Below are 25,054 nucleotides of genomic sequence, written 5' to 3' on the forward strand. Positions count from 1 at the left end.
AGAGCAATATATGTACTCAATTTTCCTTATCTCAGCAGGGGCAATACTTGGTGCCTTGTCTCGTTGGCAGTTGGCAATATGGCTGAATCCTATTACTAGCCACTTGGCATTTGGTACGCTATTGGCAAACTGGCTAGGTTGTTTCTTGATTGGTATTGCGATGGGGTTTAATTTAGGCGACAGCCAACGCTTATTATTTATTACAGGATTTCTAGGTAGCTTCACTACATTTTCTAGTTTTTCTGCAGAGTTGAGTGAAAAGCTTTTAGCTGGTAAATGGAGCGAATTTATTACTGTATTAAGTTTACATTTAATTGGCGGAATTTTATTAACACTATTGGGTGTGATAGCGGCGAGAAGTCTTACAAGCGGTTAATTTTTCTCAAATTTTTGCAAGTTTTGAAAGAAAATTAACCGCTTGTTTTGATAGTTCAAAGCCTAATAATTTATTTAATAACGGTTATTTCCCATAACGCATCACCAATTTGTTGGTAATCGCTAACGTCATAACCTTCTTCTTCAGCCCAGTTTGGAATTGCTTCTGTTGCTTGCGTGCAGTCAAATTCAATCGTTAAACTATCACCTTTGTTTAGTTTTGCCATTGCAGCTTTTGCTTCTACTAATGGAAATGGGCATACAAGCCCTGATGTTGGTAAACGAACATTCATTATAATACTCCTAAAAAATTAACCTTTTAAACGTTGTGGACGAATAATAGTGAAATAAGCTCCAACCGATGTACCAAGAATCATAATTGGTAATGAGATCCAACCCTGCCAAGAGAAAAATGCAGTTTCAACTAAACCATTACCGATAGAGCAGCCACCCGCTAAACTTGCACCAATTCCCATTAACGCACCGCCAAATGCACTACGTAAAATTGTGGTTGCATCAGGCACTCTGAAACGGAATTCATTGGAAAATTTTGCAGCAACAAACGAGCCAATCAAAATACCTAATACTAAAAATACTCCCCAGTTGATAAACTTATTATCGCCGAATACAAAATATTGAATAACATTTGCAGTAGGGGTTGTAATACCTAAACCAAAGTTTCTGCCAGCTGCATTACTTAAAGGCCAGGCCAATAGTGCGATAATGCCAACTAGCGTTGCTGTAACAAAAGGATGCCAGCGTTTTTCAAATAAAATATGTGCTAATCCTGTTTTACGTGGTTTTAGTGAAATAGTTTTTCCTCTAGGTTTTTTGAGATGATAAACAACCAGAGATAATGTAATAATGGTTAAGATTCCCACTAAAACCCAAGGCGAAATACCTAATGTTTCATAAATTGTGCGATGTTCCAATACATTGCTTTTTAATTCTTGATTTAATGGAGATAAGACCCCCGTTCTCATAGACGCAGAGAATAGCCCATAAACAATTAAAGCGACCCAGCTTCCAATTAAACCTTCTCCAGCACGATACCAAGTACCTGTTGCACACCCACCCGCATAGATAATGCCTAAACCAAACAGAAATGCCCCGATTAGTACTGCAATTAGCGGTAAACTTTCTGCAGGTGAATTAAAAGAGCCGATTTCATATAAACTCCAGATGCCTATGGCTTGAATAGTTATGGCAATTAATAATGCCACAAACATACGGCTACTTTTTGTTACATATAAATCACGAAATGCACCTGTAATACAGAATCGACCTCTTTGCATTACAAAGCCTAATAAGAAACCACATAAAAGCCCTGTTAATATCATAAAAAATACCTCTAAAAATTGTGAATTTAGAGGTATTTAAATATAAAGCCGTCTAGATGGCTAATAATGTTTAGTAAAATAATATGCTATTTTGTTATATTGTGTGCAAATGATATAACTAAGTTAATTGTTTAATAACCGCTCCAGTACTTGGTAATAAACTTCGCCACATTTTGCTAAATCTTCCACGCTGACACATTCATTGACTTTATGGATAGTCGCATTCAATGGCCCAAACTCCACCACCTCGGTTCCCATTAAGGCGATAAAGCGTCCATCTGAAGTGCCGCCACTGGTATCAAGCTTAGGTGTAATTTTTGTTACATTTTCGACCGCTTGTACGGCAGCCGCCACTAATTTACCATTGCCTGCCAAGAAAGGTTTGCCTGATAAATTCCAGCTAATGCGATATTTTAATCCATATTTTTCTAGTATTTCCGCCACTTTAGCTTTGATAATCTCATCTGTTACTTCGGTGCAATAACGCAGATTAAATTGAACATAAAGCTCGCCCGGAATGACATTATTACTGCCCGTTCCTGCCTTGATATTGGCAACTTGTAAGCTAGTCGGTGGGAAAAATTCGTTGCCGTTATCCCATTGGTAAGTGGTTAATTCCGTTAAAAAGCCTAATGCGGTATGCACAGGATTTTCGGCTAGGTGCGGATAAGCCACGTGTCCTTGAATGCCTTCGATATAGAGATCGGCGGTAATAGAGCCTCTACGACCATTTTTAATAACATCGCCTAACACTTTACCGCTTGAAGGCTCGCCCACCACACAATAATGCACTGTTTCATTGCGAGCCATTAAGGTTTCTACCACTTTTACCGTACCATCTTTGGCAGCGGCCTCTTCATCGGAGGTAATCAGCAATGCTACCTTACCTTTATGGTTTGGATTGTTTTTTACGAACGTTTCAGCAGCGACTACAAGAGCAGCAAGGGAGCCTTTCATATCTGCCGCTCCTCGCCCGTATAATATGCCATCTACAATTTCGGCAGAAAAGGGCGGATAGTGCCATTGGCTTTCATCGCCGACCGGTACTACATCGGTATGCCCGGCAAAAGCGATACAAGGCTCTTCAATGCCGTTTTCAACACCGTGGGTTGCCCATAAATTTAGTGTGTCGTTAAAGGGTAGCCATTCAATGTTAAAGCCAACTTTTTGCAAGCGTTCGGCAATTTCAGCTTGGCAGCCTTTATCGTTAGGACTGATTGAATCTCGGCGGATTAGGTTTTGGGCAAGGGAGATAATATCGTTTTTCATCATATACAAGCGGTTGTTTTTGGTTAGTTTTTTGCAAGGGATTTGAGAGATGAGGGCTAATTGAGATATTGCGAAGATTAAATCGCAATCAAATCTCCCCTACCCCCTCTTTTCTAAAGAGGGGAATTTTCTCTCATACATTATGATTTATTGGTTAAACGCTGATTGGTACTCTTTTTCATTAAAACCGAGTAACGCAATGTTCTCTTTAATCACAATCGGGCGTTTAATTAGCGTTGGTTGCTCGGTTAGCACCCTAAGTGCCATTTCACGATTAAGATTATTTTTAATCGATTCATCTAAATTACGCCAGGTGGTACTGCGTTTATTAACTAAGTTTTCCCAACCGAATTTGGTTTCCATTTCAGCCAGCCAATCACTATTTAAGCCATCAACACGGTAGTCGTGTAATTTAGGTTGTTGTTGATTTTCTTCTAGCCATTTCAGGGCTTTTTTAACGGTATCGCAATTTTTAATGCCATAAACTAAAGTTGTCATTTTTATTCCTTTTAATTGTTTGATGCTAAATTATCTGAGTCTAACATTGCTTGCCAAATTTTAAGGGCATCAGCAGTTTCTGCAACATCGTGTACCCGTAAGATTTTCGCTCCGTTTTGTGCCGCTAATAATGCTCCTGCTACAGAGCCCACCATACGCTGCTCCACAGGTTTATCTAACACCGCCCCAATCATTGATTTACGAGAAAGCCCAGCCAGCACAGGGAACCCAGAATTGACAAAGGCTTTTAAGTGTTTCAACAGTTGGTAGTTATGTTGAACGGTTTTACCAAACCCAAAGCCGGGGTCTAAAATAATATGCTCTTTCGGCATACCGGCACTCATACAGGCAAAAATGCGTTGATTTAGAAAATCTGCCACCTCTTCTAACACATCGTCATACTCTGGGTTTTGCTGCATATTTTGCGGATTGCCTTGCATATGCATTAAACAGACTGGCAGGGCTAGATCCACTGCCGTTTCTAAGGCATTTGGCTCGGTTAAGGCTCGAATATCGTTGATCATATCCATTCCGGCTTTCGCAGCTTGTTTGAAAACTTCGGCTTTAGAACTATCTACCGAAATTAAGCAATCAAAACGGTTACGAACTGCCTCAACTACCGGCACCACACGCTCAAGCTCTTCTTCTAAGCTCACAACAGGGGCATTCGGGCGGGTGGATTCTCCGCCAATATCAATAATACTTGCCCCTTCGTTAAGCATTTTTTCTGCTTGGTATAAGGCTTTATCAAGGGAAAAAAACTTGCCCGAGTCCGAAAAAGAATCAGGAGTAAAGTTTAAGATCCCCATAATTTGTGGCTTAGTTAAGTCTAACAAGCGGTCTTTTTTTTGAAAATTTTGGAAATGGATTTTCATTTTATTGTACTCTTAATCAAACTCTCACTTACAAGGGCAAGGATAATATTTATTCCATATTATGCCTAACTTTCAGCTATATATTGATGATGCAAGCGTCCACGCTTGTACCAATTTTGAATATAAGCACAAGCGTGGACGCTTGCGCTATCTCCTATTTTTAGCTTTATTTTTCAGCTCTTAATTTGGCTAATACAGCTTTTAAGGTGTTATCCAACGGTGCGGTAATGACCATTTCTTCGCCGGTTTTCGGGTGTTCAAAACGAATTGAATAGGCGTGCAGAAATAAGCGTGATAAGCCTGCAGTTTTCATTTTGGCATCAAATTCACTATCGCCGTATTTATCATCTAAAGCTATCGGATGACCAGCATATTGGGTATGCACACGGATTTGGTGCGTGCGTCCGGTAACGGGGGAGGCTTTTACCAAGGTTGCATTTAAATAACGCTCTTCTATGCGAAAACGGGTTTCCGACGGTTTGCCTTCTTCGCTTACTCGCACAATTCGCTCGCCACTTGCCAGTTCGTTTTTAAGCAGTGGGGCTTTAATCGCTTTGGTATGGGCTTGCCATTGCCCACGCACAAGGGCTAAATAATCTTTTTGCACCGTTTTTTCACGCAGTTGCTCGTGTAAGTTACGTAAGGCAGAACGCTTTTTAGCTACTAATAAAATGCCTGATGTATCACGGTCAATACGGTGAACCAGCTCTAAAAAACGGGCTTGTGGGCGTAATGCGCGTAAGGCTTCAATAACGCCAAAACTTAAACCGCTACCACCGTGTACGGCAATGCCGGAAGGTTTATTGATAACAAGCAGAACATCATCTTCATACAGTATTTGATGTTCTAATTCTGCTACTTTATTCAGTTTGGTTGAAATTTGCGGTTCATTTTTCTCGGCAACTCGTACAGGTGGCACTCGTACCACATCATCGGGTTGAAGTTTATATTCCGGCTTAATCCGCCCTTTGTTCACTCGCACTTCACCTTTACGCACCATACGATAAACCAAACTTTTCGGCACACCTTTAAGTTTGGCTAATAAAAAATTATCTAGACGTTGTCCAGCCTCATCTTCACTAATGGTGAAAAATTGAACGCTAGCACTAATTACTTTTTCTGTTGTCATTACTCTGTCTTTTAGGGAAAATATCGTTTTAAATTTTAGCACAAAAACAGCCAGCCTTTTAGGATTGCCCTTAAAGTTGGTTAAATTTTTAATTTTATTAAGGAAAACAGATGACAGAGAAAGCAACAGAAACTGTTGATGTGGTAGCACATACAGAGCAAATCATTCATAAAGTGAGTAATATGAATGTTGATACGTTATTAAATGAATGGCTTATTCCCTATGGTACTAAATTGTTACTTGCTATTGCTATTTTTGTAGTTGGTAAATTTGTAGCACGATTAATCAGTAAATTGCTTGGTAAGGCTGCATTTACATCAACAAGAGACGAGATGTTACAAAGCTTTATTGCTTCAATTAGTTACTTCTTATTATTGTTGATTGTGGTAATTGCTTCGCTTTCCCAATTAGGTATTAATACGAGTTCATTAGTTGCATTAATTGGTGCTGCAGGTTTAGCGATTGGTTTATCCCTTCAAAATTCATTACAAAACTTTGCTGCTGGTGTAATGTTGCTTATCTTCAAGCCATTCCGTAAAGGCGATTTTATCGAAACCAGCGGTATGAGTGGGGTAGTGGAAAAAATGGGGATATTAGTATTAGAGCTTCGTACAGGTGATAACAAAACAGTACTGCTTCCTAATGGTAAAGTGTTCTCAGATAATATTATTAATTACTCTAATAATCCAACTCGCCGTATTGATTTTATTTTTGATATTTCTTATGAATCAAATTTAAAAGAAGCAAAAGAGATTGTTAGCCGCATCTTAGCTGAGAATATTTTTGTGTTAAAAGAGCCAGAACCTGTGGTTGCAGTTGGTGCATTGGCAGCAAATAGCGTGCAACTAGTTGTTCGCCCTTGGGTAAGAACGATAGACTATTGGGCAGCTTATTGGGAAATTACAGAGCAAATCAAATTAGCCTTTGATGAAGCTGGTATTTCCATTCCTTACAATCAAATGGAATTGCATATTAAAAATAATACTCTTCCGGTTAAATAAATTAGTGAAACAAGCGGGTATTTTTGTAGAAAATTTTGCAAATTTTCAACGAAGGTTTATACTTTAATATTAGTGAAATAATTAAAATAACAGGAGCATATTATGCGTATTGATACCTCTGAGCTTTGCGATCTTTATTCTGATCAAGTTGATGTTGTCGAACCTATTTTTTCAAGCTTTGGGGGAGCATCATCCTTTTTCGGTAAGATCACAACAGTAAAATGCTTTGAAAGTAACGGTTTAATTGCTGAAGTGCTGGAAGAAGAAGGCGAGGGGCGAGTACTATTAGTTGATGGCGGTGGTGCAGTTCGCCGAGCATTAATTGATGCGGAACTTGCTCAACTAGCACTAGATAACGGCTGGGAAGGAATCATCGTATATGGTGCTGTTCGTCAATTAGATATTTTAGAAAGATTAGATATAGGTATTCACGCTCTTGCACCAATTCCTGTAGGGGCAGATAGCAAAGATGTTGGTGAAGTAGATACACCTGTTAATTTTGGCGGGGTAACATTCTTCCCTGAAGATTATGTTTATGCTGATTTAACCGGCATTATCTTATCGCAAGAAATGTTAGACTTAACAGAGTTTAATGAGTAAGATTTTTGCAAAAATACGCTAAAAACCGACCGCTTGGTCGGTTTTTTTACATCAAAAATTTAAATAAAAAGCTTGGGTAAGCTGTTTAAATTCATCGGTATATTGATTATGTTCATTATAAATGACTAACTCTTTATACTGACATTCTAATTCTTGAGAGCTAAAGCTCACGATCATTCTTTTAGGCATTTTCCCAACCTTTGTTAAGATCTGCCATTTTTCAATACAATATAAGCCTACTTGCGAGCTTTGTGAAATTAGCTTTTTTGCGGCCTCTGAAGGTAAAATCATTGTTATTCTACCATTTTCAGACAACCAATGTTGAGCTTGTTTCAACCAATCAAAATGAGTATGGAGCGTTACTGATCTTGCTAGATCTCTTTCTTGGGTTTTACTGGCAAGACTGTCTTCAAAATAAGGCGGATTGCTGACGATTAAATCAAATTTTGGAGGAAAAGTTTGTTGCATCACATCTCCTTGTAGGATACTAATCTGTCTTGCCCACGCAGAATTTTTCACATTTTCGACCGCTTGTAAATAGGCATTTGGTTCGAGTTCTAACCCTGTAATTTCACAATTTTCACTTGTACGCTGGGCAAGCATAATGGCAACTAATCCAGAACCTGTACCTAAATCTAAAATATGCTTACAATTTTGAATATGAACAACCGCCCCGAGTAAGATTCCGTCGGTATTAACTTTCATTGCACATTTATCGTGCTGAATAAAAAATTGTTTAAATTGAAAACCTTTCGACATTGTAAACCGCTAAAAACAAGAAAACCCCGATAATGTTATATTATCGGGGCTTAATTATGCTATTGCAACTTAGTTACAAGAACAACCTTTTGCATAGTCTGAACACTCTGCACAAGCTGCTGTGAACATCCATACTAATTTTTCTTGCTCTTTGATGTAGTCGCTCATTTGTGAAGCTGTACCTTCATCGTTTGCATCATTTGCAAGAGCAAGGATTTCACGTTGCTGACCTAAAAGTGTTTTAAAACCATCTAATGTACCGCTTAAGCACTCTTGTGCCGCAGACACACCAATGTGTTCTTTAATTTGAGATTGAGTTAAGTATTGGCTGAAAGCGTTGTTTGGCGTATGGCCTAAGGTTAAAATACGCTCTGCGATTTCATCAATTTTAGCTACTAAATCATCATAGATTTCTTCAAATTTTGCGTGTAATTCAAAGAAGTTTACACCACGAATGTTCCAATGGTAACCACGTACGTTGGTGTAGAATACTTGGTAAGTTGCTAATAAACCATTTAATTCATCTGCTAATTTTTTTGTTGCTTCTCTATCTAAACCGATATTTGACATTGCCATAATATGTTCCCCTTTATTTTGTTAATAAATTGCTATTTACAAGGATATATTACTGCTCAAAAATAGAAATAGCAAATGGTTATAACATATACTTTTGATAGTTAAAGCCTATTATGATTGGTTGTTTGAATGATAATGGCTATCAAATTTATTTCTATTCTATTGGTGCAATTTCTTCACTTGGAATATTTTGTCGCCCTTCAGCTTCTTCTGCTTTCGTATTTTCATTATTTTCTTTTTTAAGTGAGAGTGCATCCCATACGCTAGGTCTTGTTTCTATAACAGTACCTGCACTGGTGCAGTAACGTTGCCCTTTATCTCGCCATACAGGGATTTGGCGACTACTGTCGCAACTCCAACTTCCATAACTATTAATACCTACCCATTGCATTGTATTTAATTTAGGCAGTCTATACGTTGTAGGTAGGGCACGCTGTAAGTATTGTTTATAGACGTAAAGTGCACCGCTTGAACCTGTTAAGTGTGTATCACTGTTGTTATCTTTCCCAAGCCAAACTGTTGTTACGTGTTCGCCATCAACACCGACAAACCAAGTATCTCGTGCATTATTGGTTGTGCCTGTTTTACCAGCTAATTTCAGATTCGCAAAATCACTTTGCAGGCTACGAGCGGTACCTCGCTCAACCACCTGTTGCATTGCATACATTGTTTGCACCGCAGCTTCAGGTGGGAGAACTTGCTCACGAATTTTATCAACATCACGCTGGTAGAACATTTCGCCATTATGCGAAATAATCGCCTCAATAGTGGTTAATGGGTTTTTTATACCTTCATTTGCGATAACTTGGTAGGAGCGAGTAACATCATAAGGCGAAATAGAATAAGCCCCTAATAGCGTTGCCGGATAAGGTGGGATTTCAGTGTTATCCCAGCCCATCTCTTTTTGTTTAGCAATTACATTTTTTAAACCTACTTTCATCCCAATATTTACTGTTGGGATATTTAATGAACGTACAAGAGCATCCATTAACATTACAGAGCCACTAAAACTACGATCGTAGTTTCGTGGTGTCCAATAAGTTGATCCTACTTTTATTGAGATCTGCTTGTTTTGAATTGGGGTATTCAAACGAAATTGATCTGGCTGTGCAAGTGCAATCGCATAAATAGAAGGTTTTACAAGAGAACCGATTTGACGTTTAGATTGAATCGCACGATTAAAGCCAGCAAATTGCGTTAATCGATCCCCGACAATTGCCCTAACTTTACCCGTCTTATACTCTGCAACCACAATAGCAGATTGCAGATCTTTCACTCTGCGATGTTTATTTTCAAGATCTTCTAACCCAGTAATAACAGCCTGTTCTGCTGAACGTTGTTGTTTGCGATCCAATGTTGTGAAAATTTTAGTACCAGAAAGTTGAGCAGATTTCACCTCGCCTAACTCATTTTTCAAATCAATGGCTAGAGCCTGCATAAAGGCAGGCTGTTCACGATAAATAGTCCCTTTTTCACGAATGCCGAGATCTCGTTGGCTAAGCAATTCATAAAGATCTTGGTTAATTACCTGATTTTCAAGTAATAAACGTAATACCACATTACGACGTTCTATTGCACCTTTCGGGTTTCGCCACGGGTTATAAAGCGATGGGCCTTTTACCATTCCCACCAATAATGCAATCTGATCTAGGCTAATTTCTTGGATTGGACGTCCAAAATAGAATTGGCTAGCAAGTGCAAAACCGTGTACCTGATAACTCCCATTTTGCCCTAAATAAATTTCATTTAAGTAGGTTTCTAAAATACGGTTTTTATCGTAGCGGAAGTCGAGAATAACCGACATCAAAGCTTCATTAATTTTTCTAACCAATGATTTTTCATTTGTAAGGAATAAGTTTTTAACTAATTGCTGAGTTAAAGTACTTCCCCCTTGCACTGTTCTACCTGCCTGATAGTTCGTTACAAATGCACGTGCAATACTAATGGGGCTGATGCCATCGTGTTGATAAAAGCGTTTATCTTCCGTTAAAAGTAACGATTCAATTAATAAACGTGGGTATTCTTGCAAACGTAAGGCTTGGCGTTCCTCATCACTATCGGAATGCAGCATTGCAAGTAATTTTGGATCAAGACGGAATTCTTCGATTAATCTGCCTTGTACTAAATCTTCAATATAAGTTAATTTGTCCTCTTTAAAAGTTAAACGAAGTACACGCTGAGGCTCTGGTGTTTCAGGAAATGGGAAAGCACGGCGTAATAGCACCAAGGTATTTTCTTCAATTTTGAAATCCCCCGGTGTTGCAACCTGAGAAACTTGACGATAGCCGTTATCCAACAATGCTTGCTTAGCTTGCTCAAGTGTTAAACTATCTTCAATTTTAATGCTTTCAATACGAGCATAAACTTCGGCGGGAAGTTCCCAGATCTGTCCGTCCATTTTTGTGCGGATTTTTCCATCTAGGTAAACCCCATAGAAAGCAACACTACAAGCCCCAATTAGCCCAAGCTTAAATAAGGTTGAAAGAATATAACTTCGCTTTTTCGGAAGTTTTTCAGGCTCTTGGTTTTGTTCGTTTAACTCAGCGTCTGACATAAAATTAACTTAATATAGAAGGGAAAGCGGTCAATATTGCAAAATTTTTCAATATTATGTAGAAAATGCACAAGTACAATTTATGTAGGGGCAGGGTTTATCCCTGCCCGAAGTATTAGTAATTTTAGCGGGCGGGTATAAAACCCGCCTCTACTATTGATTTATGCAACTGCTACATACACCGAACTTTTGTGCAAATTTAACCGCTTGTATTATCAGTAATTACGGATTACGGCGGAATTTGCTGAAGTCCGGCTCACGTTTTTCATTAAACGCATTGCGGCCTTCTTGCCCTTCTTCCGTCATATAGAATAGCATCGTTGCGTTACCTGCAAGCTCTTGTAAACCGGCCTGACCATCGCAATCTGCATTTAATGCTGCTTTTAAGCAACGTAATGCAATCGGGCTGTTTTGTAACATTTCACGGCACCAGCGAACCGTTTCTTTTTCTAAATCGGCATAAGGTACAACGGTATTTACTAACCCCATATCCAAGGCTTCTTTTGCATCGTACATACGGCATAAGAACCAAATTTCACGGGCTTTTTTCTGACCGACAATGCGAGCCATATAGCTTGCACCCCAACCGCCGTCAAATGAACCTACTTTCGGGCCTGTTTGACCAAATTTAGCGTTGTCTGCTGCAATAGTTAAATCACACATCATATGTAATACGTGACCACCGCCAACAGCGTAACCCGCCACCATTGCTACCACAGGTTTCGGGCAAGTACGAATATCACGTTGGAATTCAAGTACGTTTAAGTGATGCACACCGCTGTCATCTTTATAACCGCCGTAGTCGCCACGAATTTTTTGGTCGCCACCTGCACAGAAGGCATATTCGCCTTCACCGGTTAATACAATCACACCAACATTTTCATCAAAACGGGCATCAGCAAAAGCTTGGATCATCTCTTTCACCGTTTGTGGACGGAAAGCATTACGCACTTCAGGACGATTAATGGTAATTTTCGCAATACCATCGGCAGATTTGTGGTAACGAATGTCTGTGTAACCTTCACTGTGATCAGTCCATTCAACAGGTGCGTATAAAAACTCTTCGCTTGGATATAACATTGATAATTCCTTAATGAGTATGAAATAAAATTAAAGTGATTATAGCGGAATAACTCAAAAAAGAAAATTTTGTCAGTCCGCTTATTTTTTGTGATCCTATTCACAATTTCATACATTACTGATTGCGGTATTTAGGAACTGAATTAAGGTATTATCAACTATACTTTTTGAGGGCGAATTATGCCATTACCAAATTACTATCAAGATCCTAATCTGCTACGTCTTAACACCACCCCACATCACGCTTATTTTATTCCGTTCAAAAGTGGGCAAACCCCTTGCCAGTTAAAAAGGGAAAATTCGGACTATTTCACCCTATTAAACGGTAACTGGAATTTTAATTTTTATGAAAGTGTACATCGGCTACCCGATGATTTTTTAACGGAGCCATTGCAACATCAAATTCCTGTGCCATCTAACTGGCAAACACAAGGCTTTGATGGGCATCAATACACCAACATTAACTACCCGATTCCCTTTGATCCGCCTTATGTGCCACACGAAAATCCTTGCGGAGTTTATCAACGAGAAATCGAGCTTGAGCCAAAATCGAACAAGCGTTACCTGCTTAATTTTGAGGGAGTGGATTCCTGCCTGTTTGTTTACCTTAACGAGCAGTTTGTCGGCTATGGGCAAATCAGCCACAGCACTAATGAGTTTGATATTACCGATTTTCTTAAAAACGGCAAAAACAGTTTGGTTGTAGTGGTACTGAAATGGTGCGACGGTTCTTATTTAGAAGATCAAGATAAATTCCGTATGTCGGGTATTTTCCGTGATGTTTATATTCTGGAACGAGAACAAAACTACCTGCAGGATTTCTTTATTCAATATCAACTCAATGAAGAGCTCAGCAAAGCGACTTTAACGGTAGAAACCATTTTCTCAGATAAGCCGGAAGAGGTTCGATTCCAACTGTTCGACCCAGAAGGTTATTTGGTTTTTGAGCAAACAAGCGGTCATTTTTGCAAAGAAATTTGCAATTTACATTTATGGAATGCCGAGGATCCAAAACTTTACAGTTTGCGTTTAAGTTACCAAAGCGAAGTGATCGAGCAGAAGATCGGTTTTAGGAAAATAGAAGTTAAAGATGGCGTACTGCTTTTTAACCATAAACCGATTAAATTCAAAGGGGTAAACCGCCACGATTCCGACCCGAAAACAGGCTATGCAATTAGCCAAACGCAGGCGCTAACCGATTTACGCTTAATGAAAGAGCATAACATTAATGCCATTCGCACCGCTCATTACCCCAATGCCCCTTGGTTTACCGAACTGTGCGACCAACTTGGTTTTTATGTGATTGCCGAAAGCGATATTGAATCGCACGGTTCAAGTGCAGTTTATATTGAAAGCCCAGAAAACAGCATTTTCTTAAATGTGCAAAACCCAAATAAGCAGGAGGAAATCCGCCAACAAGCGGTCGATAATTTCTGTTATTTTGCAAGAGATCCGATTTTTACACAGGCAATTTTAGACCGCACCTATGCCAATATTGAACGTGATAAAAATCGCACCTCCGTGGTAATTTGGTCGCTCGGTAATGAGTCTGGCTTCGGCGAGAATTTTGAACAGGCGGCTTGCTGGGTAAAACAACGTGATCCTAGCCGTTTAACTCATTATGAAGGCTCGATTTATCAACATTCCGCCTACCAAAACGATCTCTCAAACCTCGATTTATACAGCGAAATGTACCCAAGCACCGAACGCTTAGATGAGTATTTTGCCGATGCACACAATACCAAGCCTTTTATTCTGTGTGAATATACGCACGCAATGGGCAATTCTTGTGGCGATGCGGAAGATTATTTCCAAAGTTTCCAACAATATGCTGGCTCGTGCGGTGGCTTTGTGTGGGAATGGAGCGACCACGCGCCTTATTTGCCAAATTCAGAGAAATTCGGCTACGGTGGCGATTTTGGCGAAACCCCACACGATGGCAATTTCTGTATGGACGGTTTAGTTTCACAAGACCGTATTCCACACAGCAATTTATTAGAGCTGAAAAATGTTAATCGCCCAGCCCGAGCTACATTAAAAGAGGGGAAAATCTGGCTTAAAAACTATTTGGATTTCACCAATCTTGCCGATTATTTAACCGTGCATTACACCTTCAGCGAGAATGGGGAAACCACGCAACAAGGGCAACTTTTGGTAAATTGCGAACCAAATCAGACCGCTTGTTTAGCCCTTGAGTTACCTGAGCCTAACGGCAAATTACAGCTTTTAACCTTGGACTATTACTTGAATGAAAGCTCGGAATTGCTCGCCAAAAATCATCATTTAGGCTTTGACCAAATTATCTTAGAGGAAAATAGGGTTGAACCTACCCGTAAAGAGCCGGAACAAGCGGTTATTTTTGTGGAGAATTTTGCAAATCAGTGGCAAATTCAAAACGGCAACTATCGTTACACTTTCGATAAACTAAAAGGTATTTTCAGCTATATTGAGAAAAATGGCGTTGCCATTATTGAGCAACCACTTGATTTCAATATTTGGCGAGCCCCAACCGATAACGACCGTTTAATTCGTGAATTGTGGCAAAATGCAGGTTATCATCAATGCTACACCCGAGCGTACCATACAGAATTAAGCCAAGATGAAACAGGTGTAACCATTGTGGCGAAATGTGGCATTGTAGCAACCTCAAAAAGCCGTATTTTAAACCTTGATGTGATTTACCATATTCTGCCGACAGGCGAGCTTGAAATTAAGATGAAAGCCGAACGCCCAACGCATTTGCCGTTCTTACCTCGCTTTGGTTTACGCTTATTCCTCAATAAAAGTAACAACCAACTTGACTATTTTGGCTATGGCGAACACGAAAGTTATATAGACAAACACCATTTGGCGAAATTAGGGCTTTATAAAACCACAGCACAGGCAAATCATACCGATTACCTCAAACCACAGGAAAACGGTAGCCATTTCAACACGCATTATGTACAGTTACAAGGGCTAACTGTTACTGCGGATAAACCTTTCAGCTTTAATTTCTCTGCTTATACGCAGGAAGAATTAACAGTGAAAACCCACAGCTATGATTTACAACAAAGCCCTTATTCTGTGTTATGTGTCGATTATAAAATGAGCGGTATCGGCTCCAATTCCTGTGGCCCGAATTTGAAAGATAAATATCGATTAAATGAAGGGAATTTCGAGTGGCAGCTTAAGCTTCGCTTTTAAGAAAAATGACTTGGCACGCAAATGCGTGCCAAGTGTCGATACATATCTTATTTTGTTAATAAATCCAATGCTTCTTGGTATTTGGCAACGGTTTTTTCAATTACATCAGCAGGCACTTTGGGTGCAGGAGCTTGTTTATTCCAACCGCTGTTTTCTAGCCAATCACGCACAAATTGTTTATCAAATGACGGTGGATTTGTGCCTTCTTGGTAGGTTTCGACCGACCAAAAACGGCTTGAATCTGGGGTTAAAACCTCATCCATTAAAGTTAGCACACCATTTTCATCTAAGCCAAATTCAAATTTAGTGTCGCAAATAATAATACCTTTAGTTAGGGCATATTCAGCCGCTTCGCTATAAAGTTTAATGGCTGCATCACGCACTTGAGCCGCAAGTTCTATGCCAATTTGACGTTCGCACTCTGCATAGCTAATGTTGATGTCGTGATCACCGACTTCTGCTTTGCTTGAAGGGGTAAAAATAGGTTGCGGCAATTTACTTGCTTCAACTAAACCTGCTGGTAATTTTAAGCCACAGATTGTGCCGGTTTGTTGGTAGTCTTTTAAACCAGAACCAGTTAAATAACCACGCACAATAGATTCGATTTTAACGGGTGTTAAGCGTTTGCACACAACTGCACGGTGTTGAATAGCTTCAGCTTCTTCTTTGGGTAGCACATCAAAGACGCTATCGCCAGTAAAATGATTTGGCATAATGTGGGCAAGTTTATTGAACCAGAAATTAGAAATTTGGGTAAGGATTTCGCCTTTGCGAGGAATAGGATCATCTAAGATAACATCAAACGCAGATAAGCGATCGGTGGCAACCATTAACATTCTTTTCTCATCAATTTCATAAAGATCACGCACTTTACCTGAATAGATTTTTTTTAAGCTGATTTGCATAGTTAAGATTCCTACTTTATTGAATTTGTAAAAAATTGGCTAAATTATACCGCTTTACGCAAACGTTTGCGATAATTTATTCTTTGAGAAATTTTTAGAAAAAAGACTTGCAAACCAAAATATTTAGGGGTAAATTCCTAAACAATGTAGTTTAAATATTAACTAGAGACCATTTTATGACAATTATTCGTACTCATCATCACCATCATTTTCCTGAATAATCTTTCGGGCATTTGGTGTGTGCGGAAGATAAGACTTCCGAGTACGCATAAGGCAATATAAATTTAACCCTCTCGGAAGCTATTCTGAGAGGGTTTTTCTTTATCTTTAAAATTAAAAAATCAAGAAGGAAACAATAATGGCAACACAAAATCGTTTAAGAATTGCAATGCAGAAAAAAGGACGTTTAAGTAAAGAGTGTAGTGAGTTACTTAAACAGTGTGGGGTAAAGATTATTTGGAATGATCAGCGTTTAATCGCTTATTCGGAAAATATGCCGATTGAGATTTTACGTGTGCGTGATGATGATATTCCGGGTTTAGTCTTTGATGGTGTGGTCGATCTCGGCATTATCGGCGAAAACGTGTTGGAAGAAGAAGAGTTAGGACGTTTGGCTGCAGGTGAAAAGGTAGAATATAAAAAACTTCGCCAATTAGATTTTGGCGGTTGTCGCTTATCGCTAGCAATCGATCGTGATCACAGCTATAACAATATTCAAGATCTCTCTAATTCTGTCATTGCAACCTCTTATCCAAACTTACTAAAACGCTATATGAAAGAGCAGGGGGTGCCATTTAAAAGTATCTTATTAACCGGCTCGGTAGAGGTTGCACCAAGTGCGGGGATTGCTAATGCTATCTGCGATTTAGTTTCTTCTGGTGCTACCTTAGAAGCAAATGGCTTAAAAGAGGTAGAAGTGATTTACCGCTCAACAGCGTGTTTGATTCAACGTAAAGAGCCACTTTCTGCAGAGAAACAGGCCTTAGTGGATAAATTACTTACTCGTATTCAAGGGGTTCAACAGGCAGCAGAATCAAAATATATTATGTTACACGCACCAAAAGATAAATTAGAAGAAATTACTGCATTATTACCAGGTGTTGAAAACCCAACTATCCTCCCACTTGCGAATGACCAAACTCGAGTCGCAATGCACGTAGTAAGCCAAGAAAATCTGTTCTGGGAAACAATGGAACAATTAAAAGAAATGGGGGCAAGTTCTGTACTTGTGTTACCTATTGAGAAAATGTTAGCGTAATTTATTAGTTTGTTTATGCAAAGAAATCTATTGGCTTAATTGTTTTTAGAACATTATTTAAAGAAACTTTAGAATAGCCACAAAGTGGCTTAATCATACGTAACCTAGTACGGCTTTGCCGTGCTAGGGGAAAAGGAATACCCTATGCAAACCCTAATTTGGAATAACTTAACAGATACCGAAAAACAGCAATACCTCTCCCGCCCAGCACAAGTTATCGGCGACAGTATCAAAAAAGCAGTAGATGAGATTAAAACCAACGTATTGGCAAACGGCGACCGTGCTTTATTTGAGCTAAGTGAGAAATTCGATAAGGTAAAATTAGATAGCTTGATTGTTTCACAAACACAGATTAGTGAAGCAGAAAAGCGTATTTCACCTGAATTAAAACAAGCAATTCAAAATGCGAAAGCGAATATTGAGACTTTTCACAAAGCACAGCAAAATCAAGAAGTAGATATCGAAACTCAAGCAGGAGTACGTTGCCAAGTTGTTACCCGCCCAATTAACCGGGTGGGGCTTTATATCCCGGGTGGTTCGGCTCCGCTTTTTTCTACGGTGTTAATGCTTGCCATTCCTGCCAAAATTGCCGGTTGTAAGAAAATTGTACTTTGCTCGCCACCGCCGATTGCAGATGAAATTCTTTATACCGCTAATCTTTGCGGTGTGGAAACCATTTACGCAGTGGGTGGGGCTCAAGCCGTTATCGCAATGGCAAATGGCACTGAAACTGTTGCGAAAGTCGATAAAATCTTCGGCCCGGGCAATGCTTTTGTTACTGAAGCAAAACGTCAAGTTGTACAAGTAGGTACAGCTATTGATATGCCGGCAGGCCCAAGCGAAGTATTAGTGATTGCCGATAAATTTGCCGACCCTGCATTTGTGGCAAGTGATTTACTTTCCCAAGCGGAACACGGGGCAGATTCGCAAGTGATTTTAGTGACACCAAGCGAAGATTTAGCAAAAGCGGTAGATGATGAGTTGGAAAAACAGGTCTCTGTATTGCCTCGTGGCGAAACCGCTCGTAAAGCCCTTGCTCATAGCCGTACTTTTATTGCAAAAGATCTTAAACAAGCGGTCGAAATTAGCAATGAATATGCACCTGAGCATTTAATTGTGCAAACAGAAAATGCTCGCTCACTATTAGCTGATTTGGATAATGCCGGCTCGATTTTCTTAGGAGCTTACTCGCCGGAATCAATGGGAGATTATGCCAGTGGTACTAATCACGTTCTACCGACTTATGGCTATACTAAAACCTATTCAAGCCTAGGATTAGCGGATTTTAGTAAACGAATGACTGTGCAAGAATTGACGCCTCAGGGCTTTCTTAATCTTGCCGAAACTGTTGAGCGAATGGCAACAGCTGAGCTGCTAGAAGCACATCGCAATGCAGTAAGTTTACGTGTTTCAAAACTGAAAGGGTAAATAGAAAATAAGCGAACTAAATAGTCCGCTTATTTTTTATCTAATTGGCTCAAGCCTTGTGAAATCTTATTAGGAATATCGTTTTCTATTTGTTGGATTGCATAGTCAATCGCATAGTAAAAGGCATTAGCATTTGCTCCACCGTGGCTTTTAACTACAACTTTGGATAAGCCAAGCAAGGTGGCTCCGTTATGACGATCTGGGTTGATTTCTTGTAATTTGCGGTAGTAGCGATAAAAAATCGCTTTTAATAAATAGCTTTTGGCACTGCGGCAAATATTTGAATCTGCTTTTTCTTTCTTAAATAAGGAAATAATATTTTTAGCTGCACCCTCAAGGGCTTTTAAAGCAATATTACCCGTGTAGCCATCGCAAATAATGACATCGGTGAGGTAGCTGGTTAATTTATCGCTTTCAATAAAACCGATGTAGTTCAAATCAAGTCGAGTTTTAAGGTATTGATGAACCTCTTTTAGTTGTGTTGTACCTTTATTTTCCTCTGTACCAATATTGAGTAATGAAAGGCGAGGGTAAACCAAACCGAGCATTATTTCGGCGAAGATATTCCCCATTTCGGTAAACTGAACAAGTTGGTGATTGCTTACATCAATATTAGCCCCTAAGTCCAACATAACCGTTGATTGCCCGTTCATTGTTGGAATTAACGAGGTTAGGGCAGGTCGCTCAATATTAGGTAAAGGTGCAATCAATAATTTTGCTAATCCCATCAACGCTCCCGTATTTCCACCGCTGATACAGCCTTGTGCTTTGCCTTCTTTAACCGCTTCAAGAGCTAAACGCATAGAACTATTTTTACTTTGGCGAACTGCCGTAGAAAAAGGCACATCAGATTCAATAATCTGTTCGGTATGTTGAATTTGGATTTTGGGATGATTAGTAAGGGAATACTTTTTTAAAAGTGGTGTTATCTGGTTTTCATCACCAAATAATAGAAAAGAGAGTGTCGGATTTTGATTTAACGCTTTTGCAAGTGCTGGGATAGTAACACGGGGACCAAAGTCCCCGCCCATCACATCTAACGCTAGCGTGATATCACTCAAGAGATGCCTCGAAAGGAATTACTTGTTGATTACTTTGCGACCACGGTAGTAACCGTCAGCAGTTACGTGGTGGCGTAAGTGAGTTTCACCAGTTGTTTTATCTACTGAAACTGCTGCTGTTGTTAATGCATCGTGTGAACGACGCATATCACGACGTGAACGAGATTTCTTGTTTTGTTGAACAGCCACGGGCTTTCTCCTAGATCTAGTTTTTCTTTAAATTAGCTAATACTGCGAACGGATTTGGTTTTTTTGCCAACTCTTCGGGCAATTCGCCAAATACCTGTTCACTCACGGACACTTCACAGTGTTCTTCACTATGCATCGGGACTAGAGGCAATTCAAGAATAAATTCATCTTCAATCATTTCTAGTAAATTTACTTCACCAAACTCGTTTACTTCGATAGGTTCATAAATTTCGGGCAAGATGCCCGCCTGATCCATATTAGACACCGGACTGAAACAAAATGAACAGTCGAGCGTTTGTGTAAACGGGTTACCACAACGTTGGCAGTCAAGCTCCACATCAACTTTGGCTGTACCTTTAATTACAGTTAGACGTTGCGGATCGACATATAACGATAGAGTAACTTGTGCATCACTTAGCACGTTACATACTGATTCACCCAAACGGCTTAGAAGTTCTTTTGAAAAGTAGCCTTCATAATCCACTCGACGCTGAGCGTCTTTATAAGGGTCAATAGTAAGGGGTAGTTTTACCTTTTGCATAGGGTGTGAATATTACAGATTGAAAGCAAATTAGTCAAAGGAAAATTATTTTTTTGCTAAATATATTCATTAAACCAAGCTAACTTTTTGACTTAAGGTAAAAAGAGAGTGTTTTTCTAGGGAATTTGTTATCTAACCATAGCAAAAACTAGCTAAAACTGATACTTTTGATTAGAATTCTGAAAATTATTCTTATTTATTATTTTGGCGAGACTCGAGAAATATGTTACTCCCTATTTTAGCCATCGTGGCTTATTCCTTAACTTTGCTTTGGGTTGCCCCAACGTTAGTAAATTTGGAAAATACAACGCTTGAAAACAAAAAACCGAATATTAGTTTAGTATTTGGGTTTGGCTTATTAGCCGTTATTTTGCATAGTGCAACTTTATACAATGAGCTATTGCTAATTAGTGGGCAGAATTTTACGGTAACGAATGTTATTTCGCTGATGAGTTTTATTATGTCAGCTTGCGTAACCTTTGCTCTACCTAAATGGAAAACCGCCTGGTTTCCATTAATTATTGTTTATGCTTTTGCAATTTGTAGTGTGGCAGTGGCAGGTTTTGTGCAAGGTAGTTTTATCCGCAATTTAGAAGAAAATACAGGCTTACTGTTTCACTTAGGCATAGCTCTGTTTTCTTATGCATTATTCTTTCTTGCTTTAATTTATGCTATTCAGCTTAAGTGGTTAGATCATAAATTAAAAAGCAAAAAAATGTTTTTCTGTGCTATTTTGCCACCATTAATGTCGGTGGAAAGACACTTTTTTACGCTCACCGTAGCCGCACAAGTGATGCTTACATTAACCTTAATTTCAGGAATGGTTTATTTGCATAATTTCTTTGCTCCAGAGCATATACATAAAGCGATTTTTTCAAGTTTAGCTTGGGTCGTTTATAGTATTCAAATACTGGGTCAGTGGAAATTACATTGGCGAGGAAAACGGGTGCTTATTTATTCAATTTCGGGTATTATGTTGCTCACTATCGGCTATTTTGGCAGCCGTTTTATTCATTAACCGTAACAAGCGGTTAAAAAAGCCGAATTTTTTGCAAGTCGGCTAAAATAGATGAGCTATCTAAAGCTGTTATTTAGCACTTAGATAGCTTTATGATTAATTTATATAGGAATTCAATTTTGGACAGTATTCCCCTGAGTAGTTTATTTATTTCGTTAGCTATTCTTCTAGTACTTTCTGCTTTCTTTTCAAGTTCAGAAACCGCTCTGATGTCTTTAAACCGCTATAAAATGCGACACCTTGCTGCTCAAGGGCATAAAGGTGCAAAGTTAGCGGAAAAATTACTCGCCAGAACCGATGTTCTGCTTAGCCTTATCTTAATTTGTAATAACCTTGTTAATATTGCAGCTTCTGCTATTGCTACGATGATTGGTATGCAACTTTCTGGCGAGGCAGGTGTGGCGATTGCAACTGGCTTATTAACCTTTGTAATGCTTGTTTTTGCAGAAATCCTACCCAAAACCGTGGCGGCCATTTATCCTGAAAAAGTAGGTTTTTTAGCAAGCTTTGTACTAACACCACTTAAAAAACTGCTTAATCCAATCGTATTTTTAATGAATATGATTATTACGGCATTAATGAAATTACTCCGTATCCAAAAAAATGATAAACAAGGGATTAGTGCAGAAGAGTTGCGTAGCGTAGTATTAGATGCGGGGAAATTTATGCCTGCAGAACACCGAGATATGTTAGTTTCTATTCTTGATATGGAAAAGGTAACGGTAGATGACATAATGGTGCCACGCAATGATATTAGTGGAATTGATATTGACGATGACTGGAAAGCCATTATGCGTCAGCTTAATCACGCACCACACGCAAGAGTGATCATCTATAAAGGCGATATGGATAATAATATCGTTGGTATTCTAAGGGTGAGAGAAGCATTCCGCCTAATGTTAGAAAAAAACGAATTTACTAAAGAAATGCTGATTCGTGCTATTGATGAAGTTTATTTCATTCCAGAAGGCACACCGCTTACAACCCAATTAATGAATTTCAAAGCGAATAAAGAGCGAATCGGCTTAGTTGTAGATGAATATGGTGACATCAAAGGCTTAGTTACCCTTGCGGATATTTTAGAAGAGATTGTTGGTGAATTTACCACTTCTTCTGCCCCTACCCTTGAGGAAGAAGTACAGCAACAATCAGATGGTTCGGTCATTATTGAAGGTTCGGCTAATTTACGTGATCTAAATAAATTATTTGCGTGGGACTTACCGCTTGAAGAAGCAAGAACCTTTAATGGCTTAATTTTAGAACATCTGGAAAAGATTCCAAATGAGGGAATGGAGTTCGAACTCTATAATTTAAAAGTAACGATTCTTGAAGTTGCAGAAAATATGGTAAAACAAGCTAAAGTTGAATATTTAGCGGTTGAAACAAAAGAAGAAGCTATATCTGAATAGTATTTTTAAAGTAATTTAATATTAGAAATAACACATTGGCGACATCGCTAATGTGTTATTTTTTTGTTTCAAATAATATAAATAATTTATTCTGCTTTAAATACTGTTTTTATTTATATTTATCTGTTTGGTTTGTTTTTTTAGAGCTTTATTCTGAGTTTTTATGGGTCTGATAGTTTTATATATTGAGATATGTGGTGTTTTAGGCGGTAATCCAATATTTTTCCGCTTTACATTCTGTTTGAATTTGTGCATATTCGCATCTCAAATGTGATTAAATTACATTTAATAAATTTAACTTTATAGAAACTTTATAATTTGAGGTATTTCCGTGGCAACGAAAACAACAACGGCAAATAATCGTGAAACCTTCGCTGGACGTAAAGCATTTATTCTAGCGGCAATCGGTTCTGCGGTTGGTTTAGGAAACATTTGGCGTTTCCCTTATACAACTTATGAAAATGGCGGTGGGGCATTTATTATTCCTTACTTAGTTGCACTTTTAACAGCGGGTATTCCTTTACTCTTTTTAGATTATGCAATCGGACACCGCCACCGTGCAGGTGCTCCATTATCATATCGTCGTTTCAGCCCACAGTTTGAAATTTTTGGCTGGTGGCAAGTATTAGTTAATGTCATTATCGGTTTATATTATGCAGTTGTGCTAGGCTGGGCGGCAAGCTACACCTATTTCTCATTTAGCGGAGCTTGGGGAGATAAACCAATCGAGTTCTTTATTGACGAGTTCTTAAAAATGGGCGATATTGCAAATGGTGTGAGTTTTGATTTTGTGGGAATGGTTGTTGGCCCGCTTATTGCCGTATGGTTAATCGCCCTTATTGTGTTAGCCTTGGGCGTGCAAAAAGGGATTTCAAAATCAGCAAATATCTTAATGCCGGTGTTGGTTGTGATGTTTATGATCTTGGTGGTGTCTGCGTTATTCTTACCGGGTGCATCAAAAGGCTTAGACGCTTTATTTACCCCAGATTGGTCTAAATTGTCAGATTCAAGTGTATGGATTGCCGCTTACGGTCAGATTTTCTTCTCGTTATCAATCTGTTTCGGGATTATGATCACTTACTCATCTTACTTAAAACGTGATTCAGATCTTACTGGCTCAGGTTTAGTAGTCGGTTTTGCAAACAGTAGCTTCGAAGTATTAGCCGGTATCGGTGTTTTTGCAGCCCTTGGCTTTATGGCAACAGCAGCTGGACAAGAAGTTAGTGAAGTTGCAAAAGGTGGTATCGGTTTAGCTTTCTTTGCTTTCCCAACCATTATTAACAATGCACCATTTGGCGAAGTATTAGGCTTCTTATTCTTCGGCTCATTAACCTTTGCTGCATTAACGTCATTTATTTCTGTCATTGAGGTAATCATTTCGGCAGTACAAGATAAATTACGTATGAACCGTGCAAAAGTAACCTTTATTGTTGGCGTGCCAATGATGATTGTTTCCGTATTCTTATTTGGTACAACTACAGGCTTACCAATGCTTGATGTGTTTGATAAATTTGTAAACTACTTCGGTATTGTTGCGGTAGCATTCTTCTCATTAGTTGTGATTGTAGCAAGTGAAAAATTAGGTGTATTAGGCGATCACTTAAACCAAACCTCTTCATTTAAAGTTGGCTTTATCTGGCGTTTATGCATAGTGGTAACAACAGGTATTCTTGCCTTTATGCTCTTTAGTGAAATTAACAAAGTATTTAAAGAAGGGTACGAAGGTTATCCATCTTGGTTCGTTAATATTTTTGGTTGGGGAATGGCATTAAGCTTAGTTATTGGTGCTTTCTTACTTTCACGTATGAAATGGAAAAACCAAGGACATTTTGAAGTTAAGGAGGGGCAATAATGAGTACACCTGCAATTATTATGATGGCTGTAGCACTATCTATTATTTGGGGCGGGTTAATGTTTGCCGTTAGACGTTTACCAAAAGAGTAACAGTTGTTAGTAAAATAACATAAAAAAAACGACCGCTTGTAATAGCGGTCGTTTGCATT

Annotated in this window: 24 protein-coding genes and 1 other annotated feature; of the genes, 10 read left to right on the forward strand and 14 right to left on the reverse strand. The window is 38.9% G+C overall.

Features of this window, described 5'->3' with window-relative positions; genetic code table 11:
- Positions 1-10 precede the first annotated feature (10 nt).
- Entirely contained in the window at positions 11-376 is a 366-nt protein-coding gene (locus PTQ27_RS02280) for a CrcB family protein (RefSeq protein ID WP_273749669.1), read from the forward strand.
- 70 nt (positions 377-446) lie between these two features.
- On the opposite strand, the gene PTQ27_RS02285 is transcribed toward PTQ27_RS02280, so the two are convergent.
- From PTQ27_RS02285 to rluC, 6 genes are all read right to left on the reverse strand, one after another.
- Positions 447-668, reverse strand: coding sequence for a sulfurtransferase TusA family protein (locus tag PTQ27_RS02285; RefSeq protein WP_273749668.1), 222 nt, complete (start codon positions 666-668; stop codon positions 447-449).
- A gap of 18 nt (positions 669-686) precedes the next feature.
- On the reverse strand, positions 687-1,715 hold the full coding sequence (locus PTQ27_RS02290; protein ID WP_273749667.1) for a YeeE/YedE family protein: 1,029 nt from the start codon (positions 1,713-1,715) through the stop codon (positions 687-689).
- Positions 1,716-1,838: 123 nt separating this feature from the next.
- Positions 1,839-2,984 (reverse strand): succinyl-diaminopimelate desuccinylase, encoded by a 1,146-nt coding sequence (gene dapE / locus PTQ27_RS02295; RefSeq protein ID WP_273749686.1) that lies wholly within the window; start codon positions 2,982-2,984, stop codon positions 1,839-1,841.
- A gap of 147 nt (positions 2,985-3,131) precedes the next feature.
- Positions 3,132-3,482, reverse strand: coding sequence for an ArsC family reductase (locus PTQ27_RS02300; RefSeq protein ID WP_273749666.1), 351 nt, complete (start codon positions 3,480-3,482; stop codon positions 3,132-3,134).
- An 11-nt stretch (positions 3,483-3,493) separates the two neighbouring features.
- Entirely contained in the window at positions 3,494-4,357 is an 864-nt protein-coding gene (gene folP, locus PTQ27_RS02305; RefSeq protein WP_273749665.1) for a dihydropteroate synthase, read from the reverse strand.
- 166 nt (positions 4,358-4,523) lie between these two features.
- Positions 4,524-5,486, reverse strand: coding sequence for a 23S rRNA pseudouridine(955/2504/2580) synthase RluC (rluC, locus tag PTQ27_RS02310; RefSeq protein WP_273749664.1), 963 nt, complete (start codon positions 5,484-5,486; stop codon positions 4,524-4,526).
- 110 nt (positions 5,487-5,596) lie between these two features.
- On the opposite strand from rluC, the gene PTQ27_RS02315 reads away from it, so the two are divergent.
- Together PTQ27_RS02315 and rraA are read left to right on the forward strand one after the other, a co-directional pair.
- A complete protein-coding gene (locus PTQ27_RS02315; RefSeq protein ID WP_273749663.1) occupies positions 5,597-6,487 on the forward strand; it encodes a mechanosensitive ion channel family protein in 891 nt (296 codons plus the stop codon).
- 102 nt (positions 6,488-6,589) lie between these two features.
- Positions 6,590-7,087 carry a ribonuclease E activity regulator RraA gene (gene rraA, locus PTQ27_RS02320; protein WP_273749662.1) on the forward strand — a complete coding sequence of 166 codons (498 nt, stop codon included), beginning with the start codon at positions 6,590-6,592 and terminating at the stop codon, positions 7,085-7,087.
- A 51-nt stretch (positions 7,088-7,138) separates the two neighbouring features.
- Here rraA and PTQ27_RS02325 read toward each other — a convergent pair whose 3' ends face one another.
- The 4 genes from PTQ27_RS02325 to menB form a co-directional block, all read right to left on the reverse strand.
- Positions 7,139-7,846, reverse strand: a complete 708-nt coding sequence (locus tag PTQ27_RS02325) for a tRNA1(Val) (adenine(37)-N6)-methyltransferase (RefSeq protein ID WP_273749661.1) — start codon at positions 7,844-7,846, stop codon at positions 7,139-7,141.
- A gap of 69 nt (positions 7,847-7,915) precedes the next feature.
- Entirely contained in the window at positions 7,916-8,422 is a 507-nt protein-coding gene (locus PTQ27_RS02330; RefSeq protein WP_273749660.1) for a Dps family protein, read from the reverse strand.
- A 154-nt stretch (positions 8,423-8,576) separates the two neighbouring features.
- On the reverse strand, positions 8,577-10,976 hold the full coding sequence (gene mrcB / locus PTQ27_RS02335; RefSeq protein WP_273749659.1) for a penicillin-binding protein 1B: 2,400 nt from the start codon (positions 10,974-10,976) through the stop codon (positions 8,577-8,579).
- A gap of 222 nt (positions 10,977-11,198) precedes the next feature.
- Entirely contained in the window at positions 11,199-12,056 is an 858-nt protein-coding gene (menB, locus tag PTQ27_RS02340; protein ID WP_273749658.1) for a 1,4-dihydroxy-2-naphthoyl-CoA synthase, read from the reverse strand.
- A gap of 180 nt (positions 12,057-12,236) precedes the next feature.
- On the opposite strand from menB, the gene PTQ27_RS02345 reads away from it, so the two are divergent.
- Positions 12,237-15,242 carry a glycoside hydrolase family 2 TIM barrel-domain containing protein gene (locus PTQ27_RS02345; RefSeq protein WP_273749657.1) on the forward strand — a complete coding sequence of 1,002 codons (3,006 nt, stop codon included), beginning with the start codon at positions 12,237-12,239 and terminating at the stop codon, positions 15,240-15,242.
- Positions 15,243-15,289: 47 nt separating this feature from the next.
- On the opposite strand, the gene PTQ27_RS02350 is transcribed toward PTQ27_RS02345, so the two are convergent.
- Positions 15,290-16,147: a phosphoribosylaminoimidazolesuccinocarboxamide synthase gene (locus PTQ27_RS02350; RefSeq protein ID WP_273749656.1), complete on the reverse strand. Its 858-nt coding sequence runs from the start codon at positions 16,145-16,147 to the stop codon at positions 15,290-15,292.
- A 196-nt stretch (positions 16,148-16,343) separates the two neighbouring features.
- Positions 16,344-16,470, forward strand: a sequence feature (His leader region).
- Between the two features lie 35 nt (positions 16,471-16,505).
- On the opposite strand from PTQ27_RS02350, the gene hisG reads away from it, so the two are divergent.
- Both hisG and hisD read left to right on the forward strand, forming a co-directional pair.
- The gene (gene hisG / locus PTQ27_RS02355; protein WP_273749655.1) at positions 16,506-17,405 is read left to right on the forward strand and encodes an ATP phosphoribosyltransferase; all 900 of its coding nucleotides are present in this window, start codon (positions 16,506-16,508) and stop codon (positions 17,403-17,405) included.
- A gap of 144 nt (positions 17,406-17,549) precedes the next feature.
- Positions 17,550-18,833 carry a histidinol dehydrogenase gene (gene hisD, locus PTQ27_RS02360; protein WP_273749654.1) on the forward strand — a complete coding sequence of 428 codons (1,284 nt, stop codon included), beginning with the start codon at positions 17,550-17,552 and terminating at the stop codon, positions 18,831-18,833.
- Positions 18,834-18,862: 29 nt separating this feature from the next.
- On the opposite strand, the gene plsX is transcribed toward hisD, so the two are convergent.
- From plsX to yceD, 3 genes are read right to left on the reverse strand one after another with little or no spacing between them, the layout of a single operon-like run.
- Positions 18,863-19,894 (reverse strand): phosphate acyltransferase PlsX, encoded by a 1,032-nt coding sequence (plsX, locus tag PTQ27_RS02365; RefSeq protein ID WP_273749653.1) that lies wholly within the window; start codon positions 19,892-19,894, stop codon positions 18,863-18,865.
- 18 nt (positions 19,895-19,912) lie between these two features.
- A complete protein-coding gene (rpmF, locus tag PTQ27_RS02370; protein ID WP_005598552.1) occupies positions 19,913-20,083 on the reverse strand; it encodes a 50S ribosomal protein L32 in 171 nt (56 codons plus the stop codon).
- Between the two features lie 16 nt (positions 20,084-20,099).
- Complete coding sequence (gene yceD / locus PTQ27_RS02375) at positions 20,100-20,624, reverse strand: 23S rRNA accumulation protein YceD (RefSeq protein WP_273749652.1); 525 nt, start codon at positions 20,622-20,624, stop codon at positions 20,100-20,102.
- Positions 20,625-20,847: 223 nt separating this feature from the next.
- Here yceD and PTQ27_RS02380 point away from each other — a divergent pair, with 223 nt between their 5' ends.
- The 4 genes from PTQ27_RS02380 (at position 20,848) to PTQ27_RS02395 (ending at position 24,995) form a co-directional block, all read left to right on the forward strand.
- Positions 20,848-21,642: a cytochrome C assembly family protein gene (locus PTQ27_RS02380; RefSeq protein ID WP_273749651.1), complete on the forward strand. Its 795-nt coding sequence runs from the start codon at positions 20,848-20,850 to the stop codon at positions 21,640-21,642.
- 119 nt (positions 21,643-21,761) lie between these two features.
- Complete coding sequence (locus tag PTQ27_RS02385; protein WP_273749650.1) at positions 21,762-23,051, forward strand: HlyC/CorC family transporter; 1,290 nt, start codon at positions 21,762-21,764, stop codon at positions 23,049-23,051.
- Positions 23,052-23,382: 331 nt separating this feature from the next.
- Positions 23,383-24,903, forward strand: a complete 1,521-nt coding sequence (locus tag PTQ27_RS02390; RefSeq protein ID WP_273749649.1) for a sodium-dependent transporter — start codon at positions 23,383-23,385, stop codon at positions 24,901-24,903.
- Positions 24,903-24,995, forward strand: a complete 93-nt coding sequence (locus PTQ27_RS02395) for a methionine/alanine import family NSS transporter small subunit (RefSeq protein ID WP_273749648.1) — start codon at positions 24,903-24,905, stop codon at positions 24,993-24,995. Before PTQ27_RS02390 ends, PTQ27_RS02395 begins: the two co-directional genes overlap by 1 nt.
- The last annotated feature ends 59 nt before the right edge of the window (positions 24,996-25,054 follow it).

It is taken from the genome of Mannheimia cairinae (assembly GCF_028649535.1).
In the GTDB taxonomy this organism is placed as follows: domain Bacteria; phylum Pseudomonadota; class Gammaproteobacteria; order Enterobacterales; family Pasteurellaceae; genus Mannheimia; species Mannheimia cairinae.